The organism is Acidovorax sp. Root568 (genome assembly GCF_001427445.1).
Classification (GTDB): Bacteria; Pseudomonadota; Gammaproteobacteria; order Burkholderiales; family Burkholderiaceae_C; genus Acidovorax; species Acidovorax delafieldii.
Genome location: NZ_LMGP01000003.1, coordinates 38,309 through 62,366, shown reverse-complemented (window position 1 = coordinate 62,366; position 24,058 = coordinate 38,309). Strand labels below are relative to the sequence as shown.

The window sequence follows — 24,058 nt, the reverse complement described above, 5'->3', positions numbered from 1 at the left end:
CCGCCTGTGAGTGATGCGACGCGCTCGATGGCTGCTGTGCAGCGGGCCACTGCGGTCGGCGTGCATCGGTGGTGGCGATGGATGGATGTGATGGATCAATGGGCGCGCGTGTCGCGCCCCTGGCGTTTCTGAGAAGGCTTTGCAATCCGCATGCTGTGGCGTATTTCGTTTTTCCTGCTGTGGCAGTTGGCGGGTGGTGGCCTGGGGTGGTGGCAAGGCGGGCCCTGGGGCGCCGCACTGGGGGCCGCCATTGCTGCCTGGGCGTGGTTCGTGTGGGACCTGCTGCGGGGCGTGCGGGTGTTGCGCTGGCTGCGCACTGGCGACCTGGCATCGGTGCCGTCCATGCGTGGCATCTGGGGCGAGGCGGCGGACCGTGCGCGGCGTCTGCTGCGCAAGCAGGAGGCGCAGATACGAGACAGCCAGGACCGTTTGCAGGAGATCCTGGCAGCCCTGCAGGCCTCCCCCAATGGCGTGGTGCTGCTGGATGCGCAGGGCCGCATCGAATGGTGCAACCAGATGGCAGCCAACCAGTTTGGCTTTGATGCGCAGCGCGACGTCATGCAGTCCATCGGCAATCTGCTGCGCAACCCTGAATTCACGGCTTACTTCGCTGCCAAGGACTTCACCAGCGATGTGGTGCTGGAGGGGCGCCTGAGCACGCCGTCGCGGCCCGTACGCATCTCGGTGCACCTGCACCCCTATGGCGATGGCCGCACGCTGCTGCTGTCGCGCGACGTGACGGCGCTGGAGCAGGCCGACGCGATGCGGCGCGACTTTGTGGCCAATGTGTCGCACGAAATCCGCACACCGCTCACGGTGCTGACCGGTTTTGTCGAAACCTTGCAGACCCTGCCGCTGAGCGCCGACGAGCGCTCGCGCTACCTGGGCATGATGGCGCAGCAGGCGCAGCGCATGCAAAGTGTGGTGCAGGACCTGCTCACGCTGTCGCGTCTGGAGGGCAGCCCGCTGCCCGGCATGGCTGAATGGACGCCTGTTCAGTCACTGATGCAGCGTTGCGAGGAGGAGGGCCGCGCCCTGTCGACGCTGCTCACACAGAACCAGCAGCGTCCCCATGCGATGCGCTTTCCGCCGGCCGATCTGCTGCGGGCCGAAGGCGAGATTGCTGGCGTGCCTGCCGAACTGCAAAGTGCCTTGTCCAACCTCGTCAACAACGCGGTGCGCTACACGCCCGGCGGTGGTTCCATCGAGGTGCAGTGGCTGCGCAAGGAGGATGGCAGTGCCGTGTTCTCGGTGCACGACACCGGCCCCGGCATTGCGCCCGAGCACATCCCGCGCCTGACGGAGCGCTTTTACCGGGTGGACCGCAGCCGTTCACGCGAGACCGGGGGCACCGGCCTGGGCCTGGCCATCGTCAAGCATGTGCTGCAGCGCCATGGCGCCACGCTGGACATCGCGAGCACGCTGGGCAAGGGCTCGGTGTTTTCGGTCACTTTCCCGGCCAACCGTTTGCGGGGTTTTTCCTTGCCGGGTTGATGGCTCGCCAGAGCATGGCGACGAACAGCAGTGCGGTGACTGCGAGCGCCGCCGCGCTGGCCGCCCAGAAGGGAGTGGGCGAAGCCACACCCGACCAAGGCCCGCTGCCCCCATACGCCAGCCAATAGCCGCCCGCCAGGCCAGCCCCCCACAGCAGCGCGCAGTACACCACCAGTGGCGCCAGCGTGATGCGGTAGCAGCGCAGCACAAACACGCACAGCGTCTGCACCGCATCGGCAGCGTGGTACGCCGCCACCCAGACCAGCACCGTGCCGGCCACGGCTGCCACGCTGGCGTTGTCGGTGTAGATCTGGCTGATCGAGTGTCTTGCTATCAATAATATAGCTGTCAAGGCAATACCCACTAGCGCAGCGAGCGAAAAACCCATCAAAACCACCTGACGGGCTCGCTGGGGCTGCTGTGCGCCCAGCCAGTAGCTCACCCGCGCGCTGGTGGCGATGGACAGCGACAGCGGCACCATGTAGAGCACGGCAGCCATGTTGGCGGCGATCTGGTGGGCGGCCGCCGAGGTGGTGCCCTGGCGCGCGATGAACAAGGCCATCAGGGTGAAGGAGGTCACCTCCACCATCACGGCCAGGCCTGCCGGAATCCCGAGTCTGGCAAAGCCTGCAATGGTGGGCCAGTGCGGGGGCTCCATGCGGCGCCACAGCCCCAGGGGGGTATAGATGTCCTGCGTGCGCAGCAGCCACACAGCCAGCGCCAGCATGCTGCAGTTGACGACCAGCGTTGCCCAGGCGCAGCCCACCACCCCCTGTGCAGACAGGCCCCCGCCGCCAAAAGTGAACCACACCGACAGCGGCAGCTTGATCAGCAGTGAGCCCACCTGTAGCCAGGTGACCAGACGCGGATGGCCCAGGGCCTGGTTGAGGGTGCTGTAGATCCGGAACAGCAGGGCGGGTGGGAGTGCCAGTGCCAGCACAGCCAGGTAGTTTTCTACCTGCGGGCGAAGCGCAGGGGGGACCTCCGTCCAGCGCAGCAGCGCGCCTGGCGATAGCAGCACCGCCATGCCCACCACTGAAGCAGCAGCGCACAGGTACAAGGCCTGTCGCAGTGATCGGCCTACGGCCTCAGGCTGTTGCGCGCCGCGCTGTTCGGCCCACACGGGGAGGAGTGCCTGCAGCACGCCGATCAGTGCGACGTACACACTGATGAAGATGGCCGACCCCACGGACAGCGCGGCCAGCGACGATTCGCTGTAGCGCCCCGCCACGATGGTGTCCGTCACCCCGAAGGCCATGACCGCCAATTGCCCCGCCAGCACGGTCACGGCGTGCCGGGTGATGGTGGACAGCTCCGACATCAGCGGGCCGGGGCCGCACGACGGAACAGCAGCAGGTTCTCGTTCTTGTCGGTGGGGCGGGGCAGGGTGGCCCGGGCTTCCCACAGCTCAGCGCGGACCATGCGCTCGGACGCGGGCCAGGAGGCGCTGTCCACCAGCAGCCACTGGCATTCATCCTGCAGACCCGCGCGCTGCAGCGACAGCTGTCCATGGAACTGCAGAGCCGCCACCTGAGCACGGTTCAGCCCCACGGTCTGAATGCACCCGGGCTCCGGCCCCAGGGCTGCCACCACACTGCGCACCTGCGGACCATAGCTGCGTGCGTAGTCCAGCAGGGGCAGCCACAGGGTCATCAGCAAAAGCCAGCCCAGGGCAGCACCACCTGCGGGCAGCACCAGGCTCTTCCAGATGGGGGCCCGGTTGCGGGATGCGCGCCACCACGCCAGACCACACCAACCCACAGTGGCCGCCACGGCCACCAGCAAAGCCAGTGCAGAAAACTGCGGCACGAACCCGGGCGCCAGCTTGGCCACGTTGGCGGCAGGTTTGGCAGGCACCCCGGTCTGCATGGCAATCCAGATCACCCAGATGGCGAGGGCCGATGCGGTGAAGAACAGCAGCGTGAACCAGTCGATCAAGGCCCCCACGCTGCGGCGCAGCGTAGGCAGGGCAAAGGCTGCCAGCGCAGCCAGGGCGGGCAGGCCCAGCAGCAATGCCCGGTCGGCCGGCTGGGTGGTGATGGTGGCGCCAATCGACACCAGAGTGAACCACAGGGGCAGCAGCAGGTGTCGTTGGCCGGGGCGGCTGAAGATCTGCTGGCGCCAGCGCCACAAGGTCCACAGTGCCAGTGGCCAGGCCGGCCAGCCAAACCACAGCAGCAGGCGCGCCAGGCTCAGCCAGTCCTTGCCACCACCATCGAACCCCACAACACGCCAGCGCCACAGGTCCAGACCCTGGGCCAGGGCAGCAGCCGCCAGTGTGGCTGCTGCCAGCACGGCGGCCCAGCGCCAGCGGCGGTCGGTGTTGCCAGCGGGCGCAAACAGCGCCAGCAACGCGCCACCCATGCCCAATAAGGCCGTAAGGGCGGGGGCTCCGGACAGCGTGAGCCCGGCCATGCCCAGCACCAGGGCCACGGCCGGCGCCACGGTGCGGTGAGGCATGGCGGCCACCGCAAAAAACAGCAAAGCGGTGCAGCCAAGCTGTGCCAGATAGCTCGTGACCTCATGCGAGAGCTGCGCCAGACCCAGGCAGGCGATCAGCGCCAGCAAGGCGCCATCGGCAATGGCACGCGCATAGTCCAGTGGGGAAGCCTCGCCGCCAAAAGCAAACGCAACCGGTTGGGCGCCCGGGCTGCGGGCCAGGTAGTACACGCCATACCAGGTGGCCATCAGGGTGATGACCAGAAGCGCGATGAACGGTATGCGGGCCGCCATCTCCGGCGACAGCCAGGCCGGTGCCATCTGTGCAGCCCAGGCCCCCAGCCAGTAGGGCAGCAGCCCTTCGGTTTCGGGGGGCATGCCACCGAGCAGCGGACTGAGCCAGGGAGTGCGCCCCCGGGCGAGCTCCAGCATGTAGCCAAAGGCGGTGACGTCTGCGTTCTTCCACGGATCCCGGCCCACAAAGCCGGGCACTACGTAGGCAATGCACAGCAGCAGCAGCGCCCAGCGGGGCAGTGGGCTGACGGCGTTCTGGGTAACGATGGCGGGGGTGGGTGGAGTCACGCGGCAGTGGGTGGCTGGGCAAAGGAGCCACCGAGAATAAAGGCAAAACCCATGAAAAAAGGCAGCCCGGTTGCCCGGGCTGCCTTTTTGGCGGGATCGCAGGGGCGAATTACTTCGCTGCGGTCTTGCCGAAACGGTTGCGGAAGCGCTCCACGCGGCCACCCATGTTGTCCACGGACTTTTGCGTGCCGGTGTAGAAGGGGTGCGACTCAGAAGAGGTATCCAGCTTGAACAGCGGGTATTCCTTGCCTTCGTGGGTTTCAGTTTCCTTGGTGTTCACGCACGAGCGGGTCACGAACTTGAAACCGTTGGACAGGTCCACGAACAGAACTTCGCGGTAGTTGGGGTGAATGCCTTCTTTCATGATCTTCCTTTGAGTCAACTGCGGGAGCCGCACCGGCCAGTCCGATGTACTTTCCGCAAGAAAAAGCCCTCTATTATTGCACAGACGGCGATTTCTTCATTTTCAGGCTTCCAACGTTCGTTCGAAACCGCCATAGCCCACGCGAGAACCGCCGCGCAAGCGTCTCAGGGGGGGTTACCCTCCTCGCCGCATCATGTCGAAGAAGTCCACATTGGTCTTGGTGGCCTTCATGTTCTTGATCATGAGCTCCATGGACTCGATCTCGTCCATGTTGTACATGAACTGGCGAAGGATGCGGGTCTTTTGCAGGATCTCGGGGGCCAGCAGCAGTTCTTCGCGGCGGGTGCCGCTCTTGTTGAGCTCGATGGCAGGGAACACGCGCTTTTCGTACAGGCGGCGGTTCAGGTGGATTTCGCAGTTGCCCGTGCCCTTGAATTCTTCAAAGATCACTTCATCCATGCGGCTGCCGGTATCGACCAGCGCCGTGGCGATGATAGTGAGCGAACCACCTTCCTCAACCTTGCGCGCAGCGCCAAAGAAGCGCTTGGGGCGCTGGAGTGCGGCGGCATCCACACCGCCAGACAGCACCTTGCCGCTCGACGGCACCACGTTGTTGTAGGCGCGGGCCAGGCGGGTGATGGAGTCCAGCAGGATGACCACGTCCTTCTTGAGCTCGACCAGGCGCTTGGCGCGCTCGATCACCATTTCGGCCACGTGCACGTGGCGTGCGGCGGGCTCGTCGAAGGTGGAGGCGATGATTTCGCCTTTGACCGTGCGCTGCATTTCGGTCACTTCTTCAGGGCGCTCGTCCACCAACAGCACCATCAGGTGCACGTCGGGGTTGTTGGCCGTGATGGCGTGGGCGATGTGCTGCATCATCACCGTCTTGCCGCTCTTGGGCGGCGCGACGATCAGCGCACGCTGGCCGCGGCCAATGGGCGCGATGATGTCGATGATGCGGCCGGTGATGTTCTCTTCACTCTTGACGTCGCGCTCCAGTCGCATCTGCTCCTTGGGGAACAGGGGCGTCAGGTTCTCGAACATCACCTTGTGCTTGTTTTGCTCTGGGGGGCCGTCGTTGACCTTGTCGAGCTTGGTCAGTGCAAAGTAGCGCTCGCCGTCCTTGGGCGTACGCACTTCGCCTTCGATCATGTCGCCGGTGTGCAGGTTGAAGCGACGCACCTGGCTGGGGCTGATGTAAATATCGTCCGTGCTGGCAGTGAAGCTGGTGTCCGGGCTGCGCAGAAAGCCGAAGCCATCAGGCAGGATTTCCAGCACACCGTCTGCAAACACCTGCTCACCCGCCTTGGCGCGCTTCTTGATGATGGCAAACATCAACTCCTGCTTGCGCATGCGGCCCGTGTTTTCGATTTCGAGTTCTTCGGCCTGCTTCAGGACTTCAGACACGTGCAGTGCCTTGAGTTCGTTTAAGTGCATGGATTGACTCCTTGGCGGAGCTGGTATGAATCTTGGGGGAGGTGGGCTGATGCCGAATGGGCTGCTGTTTGCAGGTCCGGCTCGCCAGGGATCTTGGTCCGGCTGCCAATGCGTGCAGCCCGGTGATCTGTGGGAATTATGACAGGAAAAAATGCGGGGGTCCCAGGGGCGCAAGGTGTGGGCTTGCGCAACTGCCAGCGTGTTGTTTCCCCGCAGGTCTATCGCTTAACAAAAAAGCCCCATCGGCAGTCGTGCCGAGGGGGCTTGGGGCAGTGGGTCAGGCCAGTTGTTGGTCGATGAAGGCGGTCAACTGTGCCTTGCTCATCGCGCCGACCTTGGTGGCTGCCAGTTGGCCATCCTTGAACAGCATCAGGGTGGGGATGCCGCGGATGCCGAACTTGGCGGGAATCTCGCGGTTCTCGTCCACGTTCATCTTGGCGATCTGCAGCTTGCCTTGGTAGGTGCCTGCGACTTCGTCCAGGATGGGCGCAATCATCTTGCAGGGGCCGCACCACTCAGCCCAGTAGTCCACCAGCACGGCGGAGCCCGGTTGGAGCACGTCGGCTTCAAAGCTGGCGTCGGAGACATGTTTGATGAGTTCGCTGGCCATGGCGGAATTCCTTGATTTTGGGCGGGTTGCGACCGGTGTACGTTTAAAGTCTGGGCATTGTGACAGAAACCAATCCCACGTTCACCGGTGTGGCCGGGTCTTGCGACGCTATGACAGTCATAGCGAAAAGCGATCAAACCAGTGGATTTGCAGCCGCAAGCACCGCCCTCTGGCAACGCGCACTGGCCCGGGTGGCCGCGCATGCCCAAGCCCATGGTGCCCATTTGGCGCGCACGGTGGTGCTGGTGCCCTACGCCCAGCTCATGCCCTGGGCGCAGCGCCATTGGGTTCAGCAGTTCCCGCAGAGCTTTGCACCACGTTTTGAAACCACCCGCAACTGGGCTCGCCAGCTGCAAGCTTTCGAGCCCACGGGCGACGACCTGGCGGGCGACGTTGCGCGCGACACGCTCACGGCCCGCACCTTGCTCGACCGCGTGGGGCAGGGCGGGCAGCGCGAGGTGCTGGCCACGCCACTGCAGGAGGCTGCAGCCCAATTGGCCCCGGTGATTGCTGCCGTGCCCCCAGCCCTACGCGCTGCCTGGGGTGACGAGGCACGGAAGCTGCTGGCCACGCCGGAAGAAGGTACCGCCCTGCATTACGAGGCCCTGGTGGCTCGCTTGGCGCTGGAATGGGCACTGGCATCGCGCTACGCGACCGATGTGCTGTTTGAGCCCGGCGTTCGCGGGGCGGTGGATGCGCTGGTGGTGTTGGAGGGATTTCAGTCTGACACGCTGACCCGGGCCCTGCAGGCGCATTGGGGCGAACAAGGTTTGTGCATTGCGCTCCCCGCGTTGGTCGGTGATGCGGGTTCACCACCGCAGTGGGCCCTGCACGCCGCAACGGACGCCGAAGACGAGGCCCACCGTGCTGCGGCCTGTGTGCTGCGTCATGTCGAGCAGGGGCGGGTGCCCGTGGCCCTCGCGGCCACTGACCGCGCACTGATCCGCCGTGTCCTGGCCCACCTGGACAGCAGTGGCGTATTGGTGCGCGACGAAAGCGGCTGGATTCTGTCCACCACGCGCGCCGCTTCACGGGTCATGGCCGTGCTGCAGGCCGCTGCGTGGAATGCCTCTTCCAACGAGGTGCTGGACTGGGTCAAACACACCCCAGCGCTGATGACTGGCGAGGTCAATCGCCTGGAGCAATGGCTGCGCAAAGGTGTGGTGCAGCACTGGAGCGCCGCCGCCCAGTGGGGTTTGAAGGGCGACGTGGGTGCGCAGCCCCACCTGGCCCGCACCGTGGCCACCGTAGAAGCATGGCGCAACACCCTGCGCGCTGCACGGCCGCTGGCGCAGTGGCTACCCGCTTTGCGCACGGTGCTGGAGCAGGCCGGCCAATGGCAGGGTCTGCAGGCCGACCCTGCTGGCATGCGGGTGCTGGCCGCCTTGCGCCTGCAAGACGGTCAGCAGTCAGAGCTGGACGGCTGGGGCGACAGTGCGGGCCGCCGCATGACACTGGCCGAATTCACCCGTTGGGCCAAAGACGTGCTGGAGGCCGGGCGCTATGTGGCCGCGCAGGCGGCTGGTGCCCCCGTGGTGGTGGTGCCCATGCCGCAACTGCTGGGCCGCCCCTTCGCCGCCGCCGTGTTGCCGGGTTGCGACGAAAAGCGCCTGCAACCTGCTCCCGAACCCACTGGCGACTGGACACAGGCCCAGCGCGAGGCCTGGGGCCTGCCTACGCGCCAGTCGCTGGAGGCTGCCCAGCGTGCCGCCTGGGCCCATGCCCTGCGCACGCCGGTGGTGGATGTGCTGTGGCGCACCGGTGACGAAGGCGGTGAGCCCCTGCTGGCCAGCGCGCTGGTGCTGGCCCTGCAACTGGATGGTGCCGCCCTGCCGGGAACCGATGAGCGCGGTGCGCGCGAGGTGGTCGCCACTCCCACGCTACGCCCCTTGCCTGTGGGCCAGGCGCTGCCGGTGACCCACCTGTCATCCACGGCGTATTCCGATTTGCGCCACTGTCCTTACCGCTTCTTTGCCCAGCGCCAACTGGGCCTGCGCGAGGCCGACGAGCTGGATGCCGAAGTGGACAAGCGGGACTTTGGCACCTGGCTGCACGCGGTACTGCAGCACTTTCATGAAGCCTTGCTGGCGGAGCCGACCGATGGTCTGGATGAGCGACGTGTGCGCATGGACGCCGCCGCCGAGGCCGTCACCCGCGAGCAGCGTTTGCAGGACGGCGACTTTCTGCCCTTTGCCGCAGGCTGGACGCAACTGCGCGACGGCTACCTGCAATGGCTGGCAGGGCATGAGCAACAGGGCGCCACCTTCCGCCAGGCCGAGGTCAAGGCCCGCCAGCCGCTGGGCGATCTGGAACTCATCGGCACCATCGACCGCATCGATGGGGTCTCGTCCACTGGCGAGCCTGCGGTACTGGTGATTGACTACAAGACCGAAAGCGACAGCGTGACCCGCCAGCGCATCAAGGCTGGAGCGGAGGACACCCAACTTGCTTTTTACGCGGCCTTGTTGAGCCACGACACCCTGCGTGCGGCTTATGTCAACGTAGGCGAGCGCGGCGAGACGCAGCTACACGAACAGGACGAAGTGGTGCACCTGCGCGATGTGCTCATCGAAGGCATCCAGCACGACATGGCCCGCATCGCCGCCGGCGCGCCGCTGCCCGCGCTGGGCGAGGGATCGGTGTGCGAGTTCTGCGCCGTGCGCGGCCTGTGCCGCAAAGACTACTGGGCGGACGCTGAACAGGCGTTGCCCGCGCAAGAGACGCCATGACCGAGAGCCATTCACCACCCGCCCAGGCCGCTTACGAACACAACGGCCGCCCCGTATCGCGCGAGGCCTTCTACGCCATCGCCTGCGACCCTGCCCGCAGCGTGGCGGTGGAGGCCTGCGCCGGTGCGGGCAAGACCTGGATGCTGGTCTCGCGCATGCTGCGGGCGCTGCTCGACGGCTGCGCGCCGCACGAGATCCTGGCCATCACCTTCACCAAGAAGGCGGCCGGTGAAATGCGCCAGCGTTTGCAGGAGTGGATGGAGCAGTTCAGCCACAAGCCGCTGGAGGAACTCACGGCCGAGCTGGTTGCAAGGGGAATCAGCCCCCAAGGTGCACTGGACAAGCGCGAGGCGCTGCAAAATTTATACCGCCAGCTGCTCACTGCAGGCCGCCCGGTGCAGATCCGCACCTTCCACAGCTGGTTTGCCGCGCTGCTGGGCACGGCGCCGCTGGCGCTGCTGCAACAACAAGGCCTGCCCGCGCACTTTGAGCTGCTCGAAGACGATGCCGAGGCCGTGCGCGAGGTCTGGCCCCCGTTTCTGCAGACCGTGGCCGACAGCGCCAGCCTGCGTGCCGACTACGAAGCCGTGGTGGCCCGCCATGGCCGCTCGCAAACGCACAAGGCCCTGGCAGCGGCGCTGGCCAAGCGGGTGGAGTTCGATCTGGCCGACGAGGCGGGCGTGGTGGATGCCTCGGTGCCGCCGTTCCAGCAGGCCTACCCCGAACTGGCCGCTTTATCCGAGCCTACCGAGGCCCTGCAGACCGAAGCCGCCCAGCAGCGCTGGCGCAACCGTGCCAGCGCCTTGGGCGCCGAGTCCAACAAGACCCCGCAAAAGGCGGCGGACGCCATCATCGACGCCCTGGCCTGCACCGACCTGAACCAGCGCCTGGACCAATTGCGCCGTGCGATGTTCGTGGCCAAGGAAGACCGCCTGTCGAAGAACCTCGAGAAGTTCCCCGCCGCGCAAGAGGCCGAGCCCGAACTGCAGCGCCTGCTCACCGCCCGCCGCCAGCACGAGGCCTGGCAGCACCAGCAGCGCATGGCCCGGCTGGCGCGTTGCCTCATCGCGCAGTTTGTGGCCGTCAAGCAGCAGCACGGCTGGGTGGACATGAACGATGTGGAGCGCACGGCCCTGGTCATGCTGGCGGACCCGGTGCTGTCGGGCTGGGTGCAGGAGCGGCTCGATGCCCGCATTCGCCACCTGCTCGTCGATGAGTTTCAGGACACCAACCCGCTGCAGTGGCAGGCGCTGCACGCCTGGCTGTCGGGCTATGCGGGCTCGGGCGGCGGGTCTACCGCGCCCAGCGTGTTCATCGTGGGCGACCCCAAGCAGAGCATCTACCGCTTTCGCCGCGCCGAGCCGCAGGTGTTCATCGCCGCGCAGGCCTTTGTGCGTGATGGGCTGGGCGGCGATTTGCTGAGCTGCGACCACACACGCCGCAACGCGCAGGGCGTGATCGGTGCCGTCAACGCCGTGATGGGTGAGGCCCAGGCGCAGCACGAGACCAGCGGATTCCGCGACCACACCACAGAATCCAAGCATCCCGGCCAGTTGCTGCGCCTGCCCGCCATCACCGATGCGGACGGCGACAGCCAAGGCGCAGGCCGCGACGCCCTGGCCTGGCGCGATAGCCTGACCGAACCCCGGCACGAGGCCGAAGAAACCCAGCGCATGCGCGAATGCACCCAGGCCGCCGCCTGGGTGGCCGCGCAGATCGCCAGCGGCACGCCGCCCAAAGAAGTGCTGGTGCTGGCCCGCAAGCGCGACCGCCTGGCCAGCATGCAAGACGCCCTGCGCGCCCTGCACCTGCCCTGTGTGCAGCCCGAAAAAGCCGACCTGTTTGACGCGCCCGAGGTGCAGGACATGGTGGCGCTGCTCGACGTGCTGGTATCGCCCACACACGACCTGTCTTTGGCCCGCGCGCTCAAGTCACCCCTGTTTGGCCTGGGCGACGACGCGCTGGTCGCGCTGGCGTTGTTGCGCCGCCAGCCGGAACACGCGGGCTGTAGCTGGTTTGATTTGCTATTGAAAAGTGAGCTTCTGGCGCATGAATATCAACCGCTTGGAGCCGTTTTAGCCCAATATCAGACGTGGGTGGGTACTTTGCCGCCCCACGACGCGCTGCACACCATTTACGAACAAGGTGACGTGCTGGCCCGCTTTGCTGCCGCAGCTCCTGTATCCCAGCGCCAGTCCGTGCAGGCCAATCTGCGCGCACTGCTGGCGGCATCGCTGCAGCACGACGGGGGGCGCTACCTCACGCCCTATGCCTTTGTGCGGGCCATGAAAAAGGGCGGTGTGCGCGCCCCAGGCCGGGCGGATGCGCAGGCCATCCGCTTGCTGACGGTGCACGGTGCCAAGGGGCTGGAGGCCGATTGCGTGCTGCTGCTCGATACCGACACCCGTCCACAAAAGGCCGAGACCATGGGCGTGCTGGTGGACTGGCCTGGCGAGCAGGCCGTGCCGTCTGCCTTCGTCTTTTTGGCCAGCGAATCGAGCCCGCCACCCAGCGCAGTGGATGCGCTCGCCGCCGAGCAGCAGGCCCGCAGCCGCGAGGAACTGAACATGCTCTACGTGGCCATGACGCGTGCCAAGCATTGCCTGGCCCTGTCATCAGTACAGCCCGGTAACTCGGCCCCCGGCAGTTGGTGGAATCGGCTCGCTCCCTTGGTCACTGAAGTGGACACGCAGGCGTTGGCCCCCGCAGAACATGCCGTGGCGGCCGTAGCGCCCGCGCAGACCTTCACCATCCCCTGCCTGCCCGCGCTGCCCGAGGCGCTGCGAAGCGCGCGCGTGCAAACCGATGCGGGATTGCCGGGCGACAGCCCTGTGGCCATGCCGGGCGACGGAGAGTCCACCCCCTTGTCGCGCCAGGGCGATGCCATGCACCAGTTGCTGGAGCAAGCCGGCGTGGCTGGTGCCCCACTGGCCGACTTGCGCGCCCAGGGTTGGGCTGCCGCGCGCATTGCCCGCCTGGCTCTGGACCACGACATTGCCCCCGCTGCCGCCGAGTTGGCTGCCCGCATGGCGCAGGCCATTCTGGCGGGCGAGGGGGCCTGGGCGTGGGACGCTGCCCTGGTGCAGACCGCCATCAACGAAGCCCCGCTGCACTATCAGGGGCAGAGCCTGCGCATCGACCGCTTGGTGCAGCGCCGCGCGGCACACGCCGGCGATGCAGAGGCCGGCTGGTGGGTGCTGGATTACAAAAGCGCCACCCAACCCCAGCGCCAGCAGGCACTGGTGGCCCAGTTGCAGCGTTACCGCGAAGCCGTACAGGCCCTGATGCCGGGCGAGGTGGTGCATGCCGCCTTTCTCACGGGCGATGGGCGGTTGGTAATGGTGGGCGATGCGCAGGGCTCAGCAGGGGCATCGGCGGCCCAGGCCCCCGCGGTGGGGCATACTCGCCCGCCCGTTGCCCCCATTGCGCCGGTTGCCCCAGCACAACCAGAGCGCGCGCCCACCGCGCCAGGCCCTGCGGATTCTCCGCAAGGCTCCCTGTTCTGACGTGCCGCCCCTGCGACGCGCTTCTTTATTCAGCAAGGCCCTCACGTGTCCCACCCCCTTCCTCCTTCCGATACATCCCCTGCACTTGCCCAGTCTGCGGAGGCTTTGCAGTGCGACGTGGCCGTCGTCGGCGGTGGCCCGGCGGGTCTCATGGCCGCAGAGGTGTTGGCCCAGGCGGGGGTGGCCGTGCACGTGTTTGACGCCATGCCTTCGGTGGGCCGCAAATTTCTGCTCGCGGGCAAGGGCGGGCTCAACCTCACGCATTCCGAGCCCCACACGCCTTTTGTGAGTCGCTATGCCGGGCGCGAACCACAGATTGAGCCTCTGATTCAGGCTTTTGGCGGCCCCGAGATGCGCGCTTGGGCGCAAGGGCTGGGGGTGGAGACCTTTGTGGGCACTTCGGGCCGCGTGTTCCCCACCGACATGAAGGCCGCGCCGCTGCTGCGCGCCTGGCTGCAGCGCCTGCGCGGGCAAGGGGTTCTGTTCCACATGCGCCACCGCTGGCTGGGCTGGGCCGAGGAGGGGGCTCTGCGCTTTGCCGCACCGGCAGGCGAGGTGCGGGTGGCCGCCAAGGCGGTGGTGCTGGCGCTGGGCGGCGGCAGCTGGGCACGCCTGGGGTCTGATGGTGCCTGGGTGCCGCTGCTGGCGCAGCGCGGCGTGGTTGTGGCTCCGCTGCGCCCGTCCAACTGCGGCTTTGATGTGCTGCGTGCAGACGCACCTGCGGGCGAGACGCGCCGCGCCTTTCTGCAGGAGCTGCTGGGCCGCACGCCTGCGCCCACCGTGGGCTGGACGCCGCATTTTGCCGAGAAGTTTGTGGGCCAGCCCTTCAAGACCGTGGCGCTCAGCTTTACCGACAGCCGGGGCCACAGCTTCAGTCGTCGGGGCGAGTTTGTGGTCACGGCCACAGGGGTGGAGGGCAGCCTAGTCTATGCCGCCTCGCACCTCCTGCGCGACGAGGTGGAGGCCCATGGCCACGCCACGTTCCACCTCGATCTGCTGCCCGACCATGCGCCTGAGCGCGTGCTGGTGGAAGTGCGCCACCCGCGCGGTTCCCGGTCGCTCTCCAGCCACCTCAAGAGCCGCCTGGGCCTGGATGGCATCAAGGCGGGCATCCTTTATGAACACCTCGGCAAGGAAGGCATGAACGACCCCGTGGCACTGGCCCATGCCATCAAAGCCTTGCCCATCACCGTGGTGGCCACGCGCCCGCTGGACGAGGCCATCAGCACGGCGGGCGGTGTGGCTTTTGAAGCGATGGACGCGCACCTCATGGCGACGGCGTTACCAGGTGTGTTCTGCGCGGGAGAAATGCTGGACTGGGAGGCGCCCACCGGGGGCTATCTGCTGACCGCCAGCATGGCCAGCGGCCGTGTGGCGGGAGAGGGGGCGCTGCGCTGGCTGGGGCAGTCCGCCGCGGCTTGAGTGGGCGTGAGGCGCCCGGCGCGCTACGGAAATGCTGGAGATGGGAATTTTCGCGCGACCGCGCAAAAAAAGAAGAAGTTGACGAGCCTTACCCCCGGCACTGACTCCACAGTTAGGGCTGCTTGGTTCCCCACCTGACCCGGTTGGCCGCTTCACCATGCGAGGAGGCCCGTCACCGCTGATTGTACGTCGGATGGAGGCCCTGATTTTTCAGTGGCTGTTTTGTTTGCCCTGGTGGCGCCAGGGGCGCATGGCCCAGCCCGTAGAATCGACCGCATGTCCTACCTCGTGCTCGCCCGCAAGTACCGTCCCCGCAATTTCACCGAGATGGTGGGGCAGGAACATGTGGTCCAGGCCTTGTCGAATGCGCTGACCCAGCAGCGCCTGCACCACGCCTACCTGTTTACCGGTACGCGCGGCGTGGGCAAGACCACGGTGTCGCGCATTCTGGCCAAGTCGCTCAACTGCCAGGGTGCGGACGGCACTGGCGGCATCACCGCTACGCCCTGCGGCGTGTGCCAGGCCTGCACCGACATCGACAGCGGCCGCTTTGTGGACTACACCGAGCTGGACGCGGCCTCCAACCGGGGCGTGGACGAAGTGCAAAGCCTGCTGGAGCAGGCGGTCTACAAGCCGGTGCAGGGGCGCTTCAAGGTCTTCATGATCGACGAAGTGCACATGCTGACCAACACGGCGTTCAACGCCATGCTCAAGACGCTGGAAGAGCCGCCTGAGTACCTCAAGTTTGTGCTGGCCACGACCGACCCGCAGAAGGTGCCGGTCACGGTGCTGAGCCGCTGCCTGCAGTTCAACCTGCGCCCCATGGCGCCTGAAACCGTCCTCTCGCACCTCACGCAGGTGCTGGCGACCGAGAACGTGCCTGCCGAGCCCCAGGCGCTGCGCCTGCTCTCACGCGCTGCGCGGGGCTCCATGCGCGATGCACTGTCGCTGACCGACCAGGCCATTGCCTTTGGCAGCGGCCAGCTGCAGGAAGCCGGTGTGCGCCAGATGCTGGGTGCGGTGGACCGCTCCTATGTGTTCCGGTTCATCGAAGCGCTCGCCCAGGGTGACGGGAAAACCGTGGTGGAGACCTCGGACACGCTGCGCATGAACGGGCTGTCTGCCGCCTCCACGCTCGAAGAGATGAGTGCCGTGCTGCAGCGCATGGCCGTGTTCCAGGCCGTGCCCCAGATGGCCGGTGCCGTGGATGCCGACGACCCCGAGGCTGCTGAAACAGCCCGCCTGTCTGCACTGATGCCCGCCGATGAAACGCAGTTGCTCTACAGCATGTGCCTGCACGGGCGCGGCGAGTTGGGCCTGGCGCCCGACGAGTACGCGGCACTCACCATGGTGCTGCTGCGTCTGCTGGCTTTCAAGCCCGTCAGCGGTGCAGGGGGCGCCGGCGAATCGGCTGAAAAAAAAACTCTGACGCGGGCTGAAACGCCCCCCTCAGGCGCTGTTGCATCAACTGCAGCAGCCCCTGCTGCAGTGGTGGCCACGCCAGGGCCTGTGGGAGGGGCAGCGGTGAAGCCCCCCCAGGCCCTGTCTGTACCGTCGGCGCCTGCAGCTCCGGTGCGTGCTGCCCCGCCAGTCCCGTCTGCGGCCCCCGCGCCTGCAGTCCCGGCCCCCGTTCCGGCAGTGGCTGCAGGCACCGCATCTTCTGGCGGCGGAGACCATCCGTCAGAGTCGTTCAACGATTCTGAGCCACCCCCATGGCCAGGTTCTGACGAGCCCGGTACTGTGACCACTGCGGCTGCACCCGCTGCCACGGCGTTGCCGGTACGCACCACCGAGAGGTTTGATCAAAATCCCGGCGTAGCGCAATCATTCAAAGCACAGAATGCTCCTGAATATGTAGCAATCCCAGTGCGTGAGTCCCCGGAGCCCGGCGAACGGTTGCAGCCGCTTCCACTGTCTGCCCCGACCCCGGTATCTGCCCGCTACACCCCCACCGAAGAGGGGGACGTCTGGCATGCCACGGTGCAGCAACTGGTGGCAACAGAGGCCATCACGGCGCTGGTGCGCGAACTGGCCCTGCAGTCGCAGCTGGTGGCGCGCGATGGTGGTCACTGGCTGTTGCGCGTCGAGCGCGAATCGCTCAACCAGCCCACGGCGCGCGAGCGCCTGCGTGCGGCCCTTGAAGCTGCGGGCCATGCGACCCAGATCAGCGTGGAAGTGGGCGTGGTCATCGACAGCCCCGCCCGTCGCAACGCCGCCGCCGCCGCCGAACGCCAGCGTCGCGCGGAAGAAATCGTGCACAACGACCCCTTCGTGCAATCGCTGATGCGTGACTACGGCGCGAGAATCGTGCCGGGCAGTATCAAACCTGCATGACGGACAACCTCTGTTACTCATTTCACTAGAAACTGAAAAGGAAACCACACCATGTTCAACAAAGGACAACTCGCCGGCCTCATGAAGCAAGCCCAGGCGATGCAGGACAACCTCAAGAAGGCCCAGGACGAACTGGCTTTCATCGAGGTGGAGGGTGAATCGGGCGCGGGTCTGGTGAAGGTGGCCATGACCTGCAAGCACGACGTCAAGCGCATCACCATCGACCCTAGCCTGCTGGCCGAGGACAAGGACATGCTGGAAGATCTGGTGGCGGCTGCGTTCAATGCGGCGGTGCGCAAGGCGGAGGAGACATCTTCGGAGAAGATGGGCAAGCTGACGCAAGGTATGCCAGGCCTCCCCGGCGGCATGAAATTCCCTTTCTGATACTGGCTACCGAGCGGGCCATCTGCGTCGTTGGGCGGTGCTCGCCATCCTCACGTACTTCAAGTACGTTCCGGTGGCTGTGCTCCGTCCGCCTAGCAGCTGATCCCGCTCGCTACCCCCTTGAGGGTGGGGGTCAAGGCAGGGGTGAATTCCCGTTGTTTTCCCACATCCGTTTGGGCTTGGCCTGTTGAGCCTCGCTCCACTGCTTCGTACGACCTTACGCGCCTTATCTCCAGCCTTTCCATGTCCACCACCAACTCCCTCGACGTTCTGATCCAGGCGCTGCGCCGGTTGCCGGGGGTGGGGGTGAAGTCTGCGCAGCGCATGGCGTTTCATCTGTTGCAGCACGATCGCGAAGGGGCGCTGACCCTGTCGCGGGCGCTCTCGGAAGCGGTGGGCACGGTGCACCACTGCGCGCGTTGCCATACGTTCACCGAGGCCGAGGTGTGCAGCACCTGCCTGGACCCTGACCGCGATGCCACGCGGCTGTGCGTGGTCGAAACGCCCGCTGACCAGTCTGCACTGGAGCGCACGGGGGCCTTCAAGGGGTTGTACTTCGTGTTGATGGGGCGGCTCAGCCCGCTCGATGGTGTTGGTCCCAAGGAGATCGGCCTGCACAAGCTCATGGAGCGCGCCACGGATGGCACCGTTCAGGAGGTGATCCTGGCCACCAACTTCAATGCCGAGGGGGAGGCGACTGCGCATGTGATCAGCGAGGCGCTGAAGAGCCGTGGGTTGCATGTCACGCGGCTCGCGCGCGGCGTGCCTGTCGGTAGTGAGCTGGAGTACGTGGACCTGGGAACGATCGCGCATGCGCTGGTGGATCGCCGGTGATGCCAAGGCGCCTGCCAGCCCGTCGTCCTGACAATGTCTGCGGCTAAAATACTCTCAATTTAATAGCTACCAGCGCTTGTATTTGCTGCGCTGTTGCCCTCAAAAGCCTCGAAAATGAATACCACCTTGCACGTCGCGCGGTTCACCGTGGCCTATTGGTGCGTGCTGTTCGCAGCACTGCTGCCCATCGCTTGTGCCTGGTTGGCCAAAAGTGGCAACTTTGGCAAGTCCCGCAAAGAAGGCGGTTTTGACAACCACGATCCGCGCGGCTGGCTCTCGCGGCAGACCGACTGGCGCGGACGTGCCAACGCAGCGCAGGCCAACAGCTTTGAAGCGCTGCCGTTTTTCATCGGCGCGGTCATCATTGCGCACCTGCTGGGGGCGGGGCAGACGTTGCTGGACCTGCTGGCGTTGTTGTATGTCTTCCTGCGCATCTTCTACGTGATGATGTACGTGGCCGACATGCCGATGGCCCGCAGCGCAGTCTGGGCCGGCGGTTTTCTGGTCAATATTGCCATCCTGTTCATCGGTTACCGTTGAGCGCCCCGGGTGCGCGCCACCCGTCTTGCGGTGTGCTGCGGTTGAAGGCTGTCTATCGCGGTACGTAGTAACCCGCAGGGATTCACCCTGATGCGGGTTCGCCTGTGCTGCGGCACGATTGTTGCAATGCAGCATTGTCTTTTTGCCTGATTCCATGTCTCTGCCTCCACTCACCCGCCGCGCCTTTGGCGCCGTATCTGCCTTGTCGGCGGCTGCGGTGTGGGCGCCTGCCATCCGGGTGCGTGCGCAGACCGATGGCGCTGCTCTCGGGCGGGTGACCGTGGCGGTGGGAGGGCAGGGCGTTCTGTACCACCTGCCGCTGGCGCTGGCCGATGCGCTGGGGTACTTCCGCCTCGAAGGCCTGGACGTGGTGGTGCGGGACTATTCGGCGGGGGCGCTTGCTTGGCAGGCGGTACAGGACGGTGCGGCAGATGTCTGTTCCGGTGCCTTCGAGCACGTGTTGCGTGCGCAGGCGCGAGGTCATGCGTACCGCGCGCTGGTGCTGCAGGGGCGGGCCCCGCAGCTGGCGCTGGGTGTGTCACTGCGGTCGGTGCCTGCGTACAAGGACCTGGGCGACCTGGCGGGGCGCAAGGTGGGGGTGTCGTCGGTGGGCTCATCCACCCACCTGGCAGCCAGCCTGATGCTGATGCGTGCGGGCGTGCCGTTGCGCGATGTGGGTTTTGTGGGGGTGGGCTCGGGCACCAATGCCATGAACGCGCTGCGTTCCGGCCAGGTGCATGCACTGTGCCATGCCGATCCCATCATGACCTTGCTGGAGCAAAAGGCAGATACCCGCATCGTGGGCGATCTGCGCTCTCTCAAGGCAGGGCAGGACATGTTCGGTGGCACCATGCCCGCCAGCTGCCTTTATGCCCCGCAGGCCTTCATCCAGAAGCAGCCTGCCCAGGCCCAGGCATTGGTCAATGGCGTTGTGCATGCGCTCAAGTGGCTGCAGACGGCAGCACCGGCAGACCTGGTGAAGGCGGTGCCTCCCGCCTACCTGATGGGTGACCGGGGGCTCTATCTGGCGGCGTTCAGCCGGGTGCGCGAGACCTACTCCACCAACGGCCTGATGCCGGACGAAGGCCCGGCTACTGCACTGCGGGTGTTGTCGCGCGCGCTGCCCGAACTGGCCGAGGCCAAGGTCGAACTGGCGCGTACGTCCAGCAACGATCTGGTGCGCAAAGCCCGCCAAAAGTACAGCGTCTGACAAGCCGCTGCGGCGGGAGACCCCAAGGGCCTGCTTACCTCTCCTGCGAGACTGTCAACAGGCTCTGAGGGCCCTGGCATCGACTACAGTGTCAGCCGCCTGCCCACCTGCCACTGCACCGCAATCACACCGTGCGATACGCATCGCGCAGGCTACGTACGCAGCAGTTGTGCTGCGCCATTCCCGTGCCATTTTTCAAGGACTATCCACCATGTCGCTGAGCCTCAGCATCGGCCCGCTCGTCTCCCTGATCGCAGGCATCCTCATCCTGGTCATGCCGCGTTTGCTCAGCACCATCGTGGCGCTTTATCTCATCATCATGGGAATCCTGGGGCTGCTGGGCATGCACACGCTCCGGTTCTGATGCAGGGGCCCAGCGACCGGCCAATCAATGCCGGGCTTCGCCGGGCCCAGGTGGCTTTGCTGAGGCGCCTGCGTCTCAGCGGCGCTTGACCTTGGAGGGGGATCCGCCACGCCGCGCAGGCGCTGGAGCCTGGCGTTTGCCCGCGGGGGCGGCCGATGCGCGAGCGCTGCCGCCGCTGCTGCGCGCCTGACTCTGGCGCACCGGCAGGTACACCACAATCTGCTGGCCCACCTTGAATGCGGCATTCGCCCGCACATCGTTCCAGTCCGCCACGTTGGCGGCTGCCAACTTGTAGCGCCGCGCAATGCTGGCCACCGTGTCGCCCTTGCCGGCCCGCACCGTGGTGCGACGGGTGACGATCTCGGGGGTAAGGCTCAGTTGGCCGTTGTCGGCCAAGTGGGACGACACGTCTTGCCGGGTGGTCGTGGAGCGGGGCACCATCAGCGCCGAGCCTGCTTTGATGAGCATGCGCGGCGGGATGTTGTTCATGCTGCGCAGATCCGCCTCGCTCATGCCGGCACGTTGTGCCGCCTCGGCCACCGTCATGGTGGTGGGCACAGACCACACGGTCCAGCTCGCGTACTGGCCTTCACGCTTGGCCTCCAGGTTGCGCTGGAAGACCTTGGCGTTGTCCCAGGGCAGCAGGATTTGCGGCGTCCCGGCGGCGAGGATCACGGGTCGCTTGTACGACGGGTTGAGGGCACGGAAGTCTTCCTCGCGAATACCCGCCAGTGTGGCCACCAGCGACACATCGATGTCGTGCGTGATGTCCACGGTCTGGAAGTAGGGGTGGTTCTCGATCAGGGGCAACTCTGTGCGGAAGGCATCGGGGTTGGCCACGATGTTCTTGACCGCCTGCAGCTTGGGCACATACATGCGGGTCTCCGCAGGCATGTTCAGGTCGGTGTAAGTGGTGCCCAGTCCCAGCTTCTGGTTGCGGGCAATGGCCCGGCTTACGCTGCCTTCACCCCAGTTATAGGCCGCCAGGGCAAGGTGCCAGTCGCCAAACATGCCGTAGAGTTTTTGCAGGTAGTCGAGTGCCGCCCGGGTGGACGCCAGCACGTCGCGACGGTCGTCGCGGAAGGCGTTCTGCTTGAGGTCGAAATAATTGCCCGTAGCGGGCATGAACTGCCACATGCCTGCGGCCTTGGCGCTCGATACCGCTTGGGGGTTGAACGCGCTTTCAATGTAGGGCAGCAGCGCCAGTTCGGTCGGCATCCCCCGGCGTTCCAGCTCTTCAACAATATGGAACAGGTACTTGCTGGAACGCTCCGTCATGCGCTGCATGTAGTCGGGGCGCGTGGCATACCACTGCTCGCGGTCCTGTACCAGCTCATGCTGCAGGTCGGGCATGGCAAAGCCACGCCGGATGCGGTCCCACAAGTCGGCGGGGGCTGAGAGCGATGCCACCTCGCCACTCGTGGCTTGCGCGGCAGTGATGGGTTTGAGCGGGCCGTTGGGGATGACAGGGGTGTGGGGCGACGCAGGGCCCTTGGTGCTGGTGGTGTTTCCGCTGGCGGACGCCTGGTCGGGCGTCGAGCCCGTAGTGGCGCAGCCTGTCAGCCACAAAAGGCCGGCCAGGCAGGCAATGTGCAAAATTTTCATCGGAACTCGTTTTTCCATTGACGCAGCGCGGCCAGCACCGCTACGGCGTCGTCAAGGGGCACCTGCGCGTCGTAGCCCTGGGCGGCTTGCGCCACCGGGCCCTGCCGCACGCGCAGAAAGGGGTTGATGTCTCGCTCAAGCGCCATGTGCGAAGGCAGTGTGGGCTGGTTCTGCTCCCGCAGGGCTTCGCATTGGCTGCTGTAGTGGAGCAGGGCGGCGTTGCCAGGTTCCACGGCCCGCGCAAACTTCAGGTTAGACAGTGTGTACTCGTGGGTGCAACACACCCGGGTGTTGCCAGGCAGTGCCGCCAGCCGGTCCAGCGAGTCGAGCATTTGCGCAGGTGTGCCTTCAAACAGCCGGCCACAACCGCCTGAGAACAGCGTATCACCACAAAAAAGCAGGGGCGCTCCGTCCATCTCGCGACAGTAGTAGGCAATGTGGCCCGCCGTGTGCCCTGGCACGTCCATGACCTGGAACTGAAACCCCAGCGCGTTGACGGTATCGCCTTGCGCCAGCCGCTCCAGCGGCTCGGGCATGCGCTCCCGCGCTGGGCCATACACCCGTGCACCGGTGGCTTGGCGCAGGGCATCGACTCCGCCGACATGATCGGCATGGTGGTGCGTGACTAGAATGACTTGCAATGACAGGCCCCAGCGGTGCAAGGCCTGCTCCACCGGCGCGGCTTCTCCCGGGTCCACAACGATGGCCTGGCGGCCGTCGTGCAGCATCCAGATGTAGTTGTCGGTAAAGGCGGGCAGCGGTAGCAAGTTCATGAGCGATCAAATTATAGGTTTGCACCACTGGTTCGACTCCCCCCCTGGCCGCTACCTGCTCGCATGGGAGCAGGCACGCTTTGACGAGGCGGTGGCCGATATTTTTGGATATCACAGTCTCCAGCTCGGCATGCCGCTGCTGGACGGCCTGCGCGCCAACCGCATGCCCCACCAGTGGCTGGCGATGGGGCAGGAGGCCGTGGAGAGCTCCATCGCCTTTGTGGAGACCGGTGATGACGATGGGCCGCTGCAGCGCCGCGCGGTGGACCTGCTCACCGAGCCTGTGGCCTTGCCCTTCCCCGCAGCGAGCCTGGACCTGCTGGTGTTGCCCCACACGCTGGAGTTGAGCATCGACCCCCATGCCGCGCTGCGCGAGGTGGAGCGGGTGCTGGTGCCCGAAGGGCGTGTGGTCATCAGCGGCCTGAACCCCACCAGCCTGTGGGGCCTGCGGCAGCGGCGTGCGCGGCTGTACCAGCGCCTGGGGCGGGGCACGCTGTATCTGCCCGACGTGGGCGAGTTCATCGGCTATCGCCGCCTGCGCGATTGGCTGCGGCTTTTGAACTTCGAGGTCGAATCTGCCCGATTTGGCTGTTATCGTCCAGCGGTGCGCAGCGCGCAGTGGCTGGAGCGTTTTGGCTGGATGGACCCTTTGGGTGAGAAATGGTGGCCCATTCTGGGTGCCGCGTATTTTCTGGTGGCCGTCAAACGGGTGCATGGCATGCGTTTGCTGGAGCCCGCCTGGCGCACCCACCGCCAGCGTGCTGCGGGCACCGTGCCCATCGCCAACCGGGTGTCTCAAAGTGGGGTGAATCCTTCGCGCACTGCGCCCACTGCAGCCCGGCACAAGCCTTGAGCACAGCCTTCCGCGGTTGCCGTGGGCTTCCATGCCCCGTCATGGCAACCATCCACCTCATTGTCAGGAACAGAGTTTGAACCAGGTAGAGATTTACACCGATGGCGCCTGCAAGGGCAATCCGGGCCCCGGCGGGTGGGGCGTGTTGCTGCGCTCCGGTGCGACCGAAAAAGAGCTGTTTGGCGGCGAATTGGGTACCACCAACAACCGCATGGAGCTGATGGCGGTGATCGAGGCGTTGTCGGCCCTCAAGCGCCCCTGTGCCGTGACGCTGTACCTGGACAGCGAGTACGTGCGCAAGGGCATTACCGAGTGGATCCATGGCTGGAAGGCCAAGGGCTGGCGCACGGCCTCCAAGCAGCCGGTCAAGAACGTGGAGCTGTGGCAGCGGCTGGATGCGCTGGTCAGCACCGGCGGCCACCGCATCGAATGGCGCTGGGTGAAAGGGCATTCGGGCGACCCGGGCAATGAGCGGGCCGACGCGCTGGCCAACCGGGGCGTGGACCAGGCCCTGGGCCGCAGGTAGATCCATTGCCAGCTGCTTACCGCATGCAAGCCTCTTCGGAGGCTTTTTTTGT

The 24,058-nt window shown here is 65.9% G+C and carries 19 protein-coding genes and 1 other RNA gene; 12 read left to right on the top strand and 8 right to left on the bottom strand.

The annotated features are described in order from the left end of the window. Positions 1–150 precede the first annotated feature (150 nt). Complete coding sequence (gene phoR, locus ASD75_RS04475) at positions 151–1,494, top strand: phosphate regulon sensor histidine kinase PhoR (protein WP_056743582.1); 1,344 nt, start codon at positions 151–153, stop codon at positions 1,492–1,494. Here phoR and ASD75_RS04470 read toward each other — a convergent pair. From ASD75_RS04470 to trxA, 5 genes are all read right to left on the bottom strand, one after another. Further along, complete coding sequence (locus ASD75_RS04470; RefSeq protein ID WP_056743580.1) at positions 1,448–2,815, bottom strand: MATE family efflux transporter; 1,368 nt, start codon at positions 2,813–2,815, stop codon at positions 1,448–1,450. The two genes, phoR and ASD75_RS04470, sit on opposite strands and share 47 nt — an antisense overlap. After that, the gene (locus tag ASD75_RS04465; RefSeq protein WP_056743578.1) at positions 2,815–4,515 is read right to left on the bottom strand and encodes a hypothetical protein; all 1,701 of its coding nucleotides are present in this window, start codon (positions 4,513–4,515) and stop codon (positions 2,815–2,817) included. Before ASD75_RS04465 ends, ASD75_RS04470 begins: the two co-directional genes overlap by 1 nt. A gap of 109 nt (positions 4,516–4,624) precedes the next feature. Beyond that, a complete protein-coding gene (locus ASD75_RS04460) occupies positions 4,625–4,879 on the bottom strand; it encodes a type B 50S ribosomal protein L31 (protein ID WP_015013594.1) in 255 nt (84 codons plus the stop codon). 174 nt (positions 4,880–5,053) lie between these two features. Then, on the bottom strand, positions 5,054–6,316 hold the full coding sequence (gene rho, locus ASD75_RS04455) for a transcription termination factor Rho (protein ID WP_056067265.1): 1,263 nt from the start codon (positions 6,314–6,316) through the stop codon (positions 5,054–5,056). Between the two features lie 277 nt (positions 6,317–6,593). Next, positions 6,594–6,926 (bottom strand): thioredoxin TrxA, encoded by a 333-nt coding sequence (trxA, locus tag ASD75_RS04450; protein ID WP_008906761.1) that lies wholly within the window; start codon positions 6,924–6,926, stop codon positions 6,594–6,596. 110 nt (positions 6,927–7,036) lie between these two features. Here trxA and ASD75_RS04445 point away from each other — a divergent pair, with 110 nt between their 5' ends. From ASD75_RS04445 to ASD75_RS04435, 3 genes are all read left to right on the top strand, one after another. Next, on the top strand, positions 7,037–9,655 hold the full coding sequence (locus ASD75_RS04445) for a PD-(D/E)XK nuclease family protein (RefSeq protein WP_056743576.1): 2,619 nt from the start codon (positions 7,037–7,039) through the stop codon (positions 9,653–9,655). Beyond that, positions 9,652–13,161, top strand: a complete 3,510-nt coding sequence (locus ASD75_RS04440; protein WP_056743574.1) for an exodeoxyribonuclease V subunit beta — start codon at positions 9,652–9,654, stop codon at positions 13,159–13,161. The genes ASD75_RS04445 and ASD75_RS04440 overlap by 4 nt, the downstream gene beginning before the upstream one ends. Positions 13,162–13,266: 105 nt before the next feature. Then, positions 13,267–14,583, top strand: coding sequence for a TIGR03862 family flavoprotein (locus tag ASD75_RS04435; RefSeq protein WP_056743572.1), 1,317 nt, complete (start codon positions 13,267–13,269; stop codon positions 14,581–14,583). Positions 14,584–14,660: 77 nt separating this feature from the next. Here ASD75_RS04435 and ffs read toward each other — a convergent pair. After that, positions 14,661–14,757, bottom strand: an RNA gene (gene ffs / locus ASD75_RS23100) — signal recognition particle sRNA small type. 102 nt (positions 14,758–14,859) lie between these two features. Between ffs and dnaX the strand changes: the two genes are divergently transcribed. From dnaX to ASD75_RS23095, 6 genes are all read left to right on the top strand, one after another. Then, complete coding sequence (gene dnaX, locus ASD75_RS04430; protein WP_056743570.1) at positions 14,860–16,917, top strand: DNA polymerase III subunit gamma/tau; 2,058 nt, start codon at positions 14,860–14,862, stop codon at positions 16,915–16,917. A 51-nt stretch (positions 16,918–16,968) separates the two neighbouring features. Further along, positions 16,969–17,301 (top strand): YbaB/EbfC family nucleoid-associated protein, encoded by a 333-nt coding sequence (locus ASD75_RS04425; RefSeq protein ID WP_056743567.1) that lies wholly within the window; start codon positions 16,969–16,971, stop codon positions 17,299–17,301. Between the two features lie 243 nt (positions 17,302–17,544). Next, positions 17,545–18,135, top strand: coding sequence for a recombination mediator RecR (recR, locus tag ASD75_RS04420; protein ID WP_056743565.1), 591 nt, complete (start codon positions 17,545–17,547; stop codon positions 18,133–18,135). Between the two features lie 114 nt (positions 18,136–18,249). Next, the gene (locus tag ASD75_RS04415) at positions 18,250–18,675 is read left to right on the top strand and encodes an MAPEG family protein (protein ID WP_056743563.1); all 426 of its coding nucleotides are present in this window, start codon (positions 18,250–18,252) and stop codon (positions 18,673–18,675) included. 154 nt (positions 18,676–18,829) lie between these two features. Continuing rightward, positions 18,830–19,885: an ABC transporter substrate-binding protein gene (locus ASD75_RS04410; RefSeq protein ID WP_056743561.1), complete on the top strand. Its 1,056-nt coding sequence runs from the start codon at positions 18,830–18,832 to the stop codon at positions 19,883–19,885. A 211-nt stretch (positions 19,886–20,096) separates the two neighbouring features. Further along, the gene (locus tag ASD75_RS23095; RefSeq protein ID WP_015013605.1) at positions 20,097–20,249 is read left to right on the top strand and encodes a DUF3096 domain-containing protein; all 153 of its coding nucleotides are present in this window, start codon (positions 20,097–20,099) and stop codon (positions 20,247–20,249) included. A gap of 75 nt (positions 20,250–20,324) precedes the next feature. Here ASD75_RS23095 and ASD75_RS04405 read toward each other — a convergent pair whose 3' ends face one another. Next, complete coding sequence (locus tag ASD75_RS04405) at positions 20,325–21,854, bottom strand: transglycosylase SLT domain-containing protein (protein ID WP_056743559.1); 1,530 nt, start codon at positions 21,852–21,854, stop codon at positions 20,325–20,327. Further along, on the bottom strand, positions 21,851–22,627 hold the full coding sequence (gloB, locus tag ASD75_RS04400) for a hydroxyacylglutathione hydrolase (protein WP_056743557.1): 777 nt from the start codon (positions 22,625–22,627) through the stop codon (positions 21,851–21,853). Before gloB ends, ASD75_RS04405 begins: the two co-directional genes overlap by 4 nt. Between gloB and ASD75_RS04395 the strand changes: the two genes are divergently transcribed. Further along, positions 22,626–23,480 carry a class I SAM-dependent methyltransferase gene (locus ASD75_RS04395; RefSeq protein WP_235511540.1) on the top strand — a complete coding sequence of 285 codons (855 nt, stop codon included), beginning with the start codon at positions 22,626–22,628 and terminating at the stop codon, positions 23,478–23,480. The genes gloB and ASD75_RS04395 overlap by 2 nt on opposite strands. A 76-nt stretch (positions 23,481–23,556) precedes the next feature. Next, positions 23,557–24,006 (top strand): ribonuclease HI, encoded by a 450-nt coding sequence (gene rnhA, locus ASD75_RS04390; RefSeq protein WP_015013609.1) that lies wholly within the window; start codon positions 23,557–23,559, stop codon positions 24,004–24,006. The last annotated feature ends 52 nt before the right edge of the window (positions 24,007–24,058 follow it).

Excerpts from the sequence above, each read along its gene's own strand:
- phoR (WP_056743582.1), top strand. The coding sequence starts at position 151 with ATGCTGTGGCGTATTTCGTTTTTCCTGCTGTGGCAGTTGGCGGGTGGT.
- rho (WP_056067265.1), bottom strand. The coding sequence starts at position 6,316 with ATGCACTTAAACGAACTCAAGGCACTGCACGTGTCTGAAGTCCTGAAG.
- ASD75_RS04470 (WP_056743580.1), bottom strand. The coding sequence starts at position 2,815 with ATGTCGGAGCTGTCCACCATCACCCGGCACGCCGTGACCGTGCTGGCG.
- trxA (WP_008906761.1), bottom strand. The coding sequence starts at position 6,926 with ATGGCCAGCGAACTCATCAAACATGTCTCCGACGCCAGCTTTGAAGCC.
- ASD75_RS04425 (WP_056743567.1), top strand. The coding sequence starts at position 16,969 with ATGTTCAACAAAGGACAACTCGCCGGCCTCATGAAGCAAGCCCAGGCG.
- ASD75_RS04440 (WP_056743574.1), top strand. The coding sequence starts at position 9,652 with ATGACCGAGAGCCATTCACCACCCGCCCAGGCCGCTTACGAACACAAC.
- ASD75_RS04460 (WP_015013594.1), bottom strand. The coding sequence starts at position 4,879 with ATGAAAGAAGGCATTCACCCCAACTACCGCGAAGTTCTGTTCGTGGAC.
- ASD75_RS04410 (WP_056743561.1), top strand. The coding sequence starts at position 18,830 with ATGTCTCTGCCTCCACTCACCCGCCGCGCCTTTGGCGCCGTATCTGCC.
- recR (WP_056743565.1), top strand. The coding sequence starts at position 17,545 with ATGTCCACCACCAACTCCCTCGACGTTCTGATCCAGGCGCTGCGCCGG.
- ASD75_RS04395 (WP_235511540.1), top strand. The coding sequence starts at position 22,626 with ATGAGCGATCAAATTATAGGTTTGCACCACTGGTTCGACTCCCCCCCT.
- dnaX (WP_056743570.1), top strand. The coding sequence starts at position 14,860 with ATGTCCTACCTCGTGCTCGCCCGCAAGTACCGTCCCCGCAATTTCACC.
- ASD75_RS04415 (WP_056743563.1), top strand. The coding sequence starts at position 18,250 with ATGAATACCACCTTGCACGTCGCGCGGTTCACCGTGGCCTATTGGTGC.
- ASD75_RS23095 (WP_015013605.1), top strand. The coding sequence starts at position 20,097 with ATGTCGCTGAGCCTCAGCATCGGCCCGCTCGTCTCCCTGATCGCAGGC.
- gloB (WP_056743557.1), bottom strand. The coding sequence starts at position 22,627 with ATGAACTTGCTACCGCTGCCCGCCTTTACCGACAACTACATCTGGATG.
- ASD75_RS04445 (WP_056743576.1), top strand. The coding sequence starts at position 7,037 with ATGACAGTCATAGCGAAAAGCGATCAAACCAGTGGATTTGCAGCCGCA.
- ASD75_RS04405 (WP_056743559.1), bottom strand. The coding sequence starts at position 21,854 with ATGAAAATTTTGCACATTGCCTGCCTGGCCGGCCTTTTGTGGCTGACA.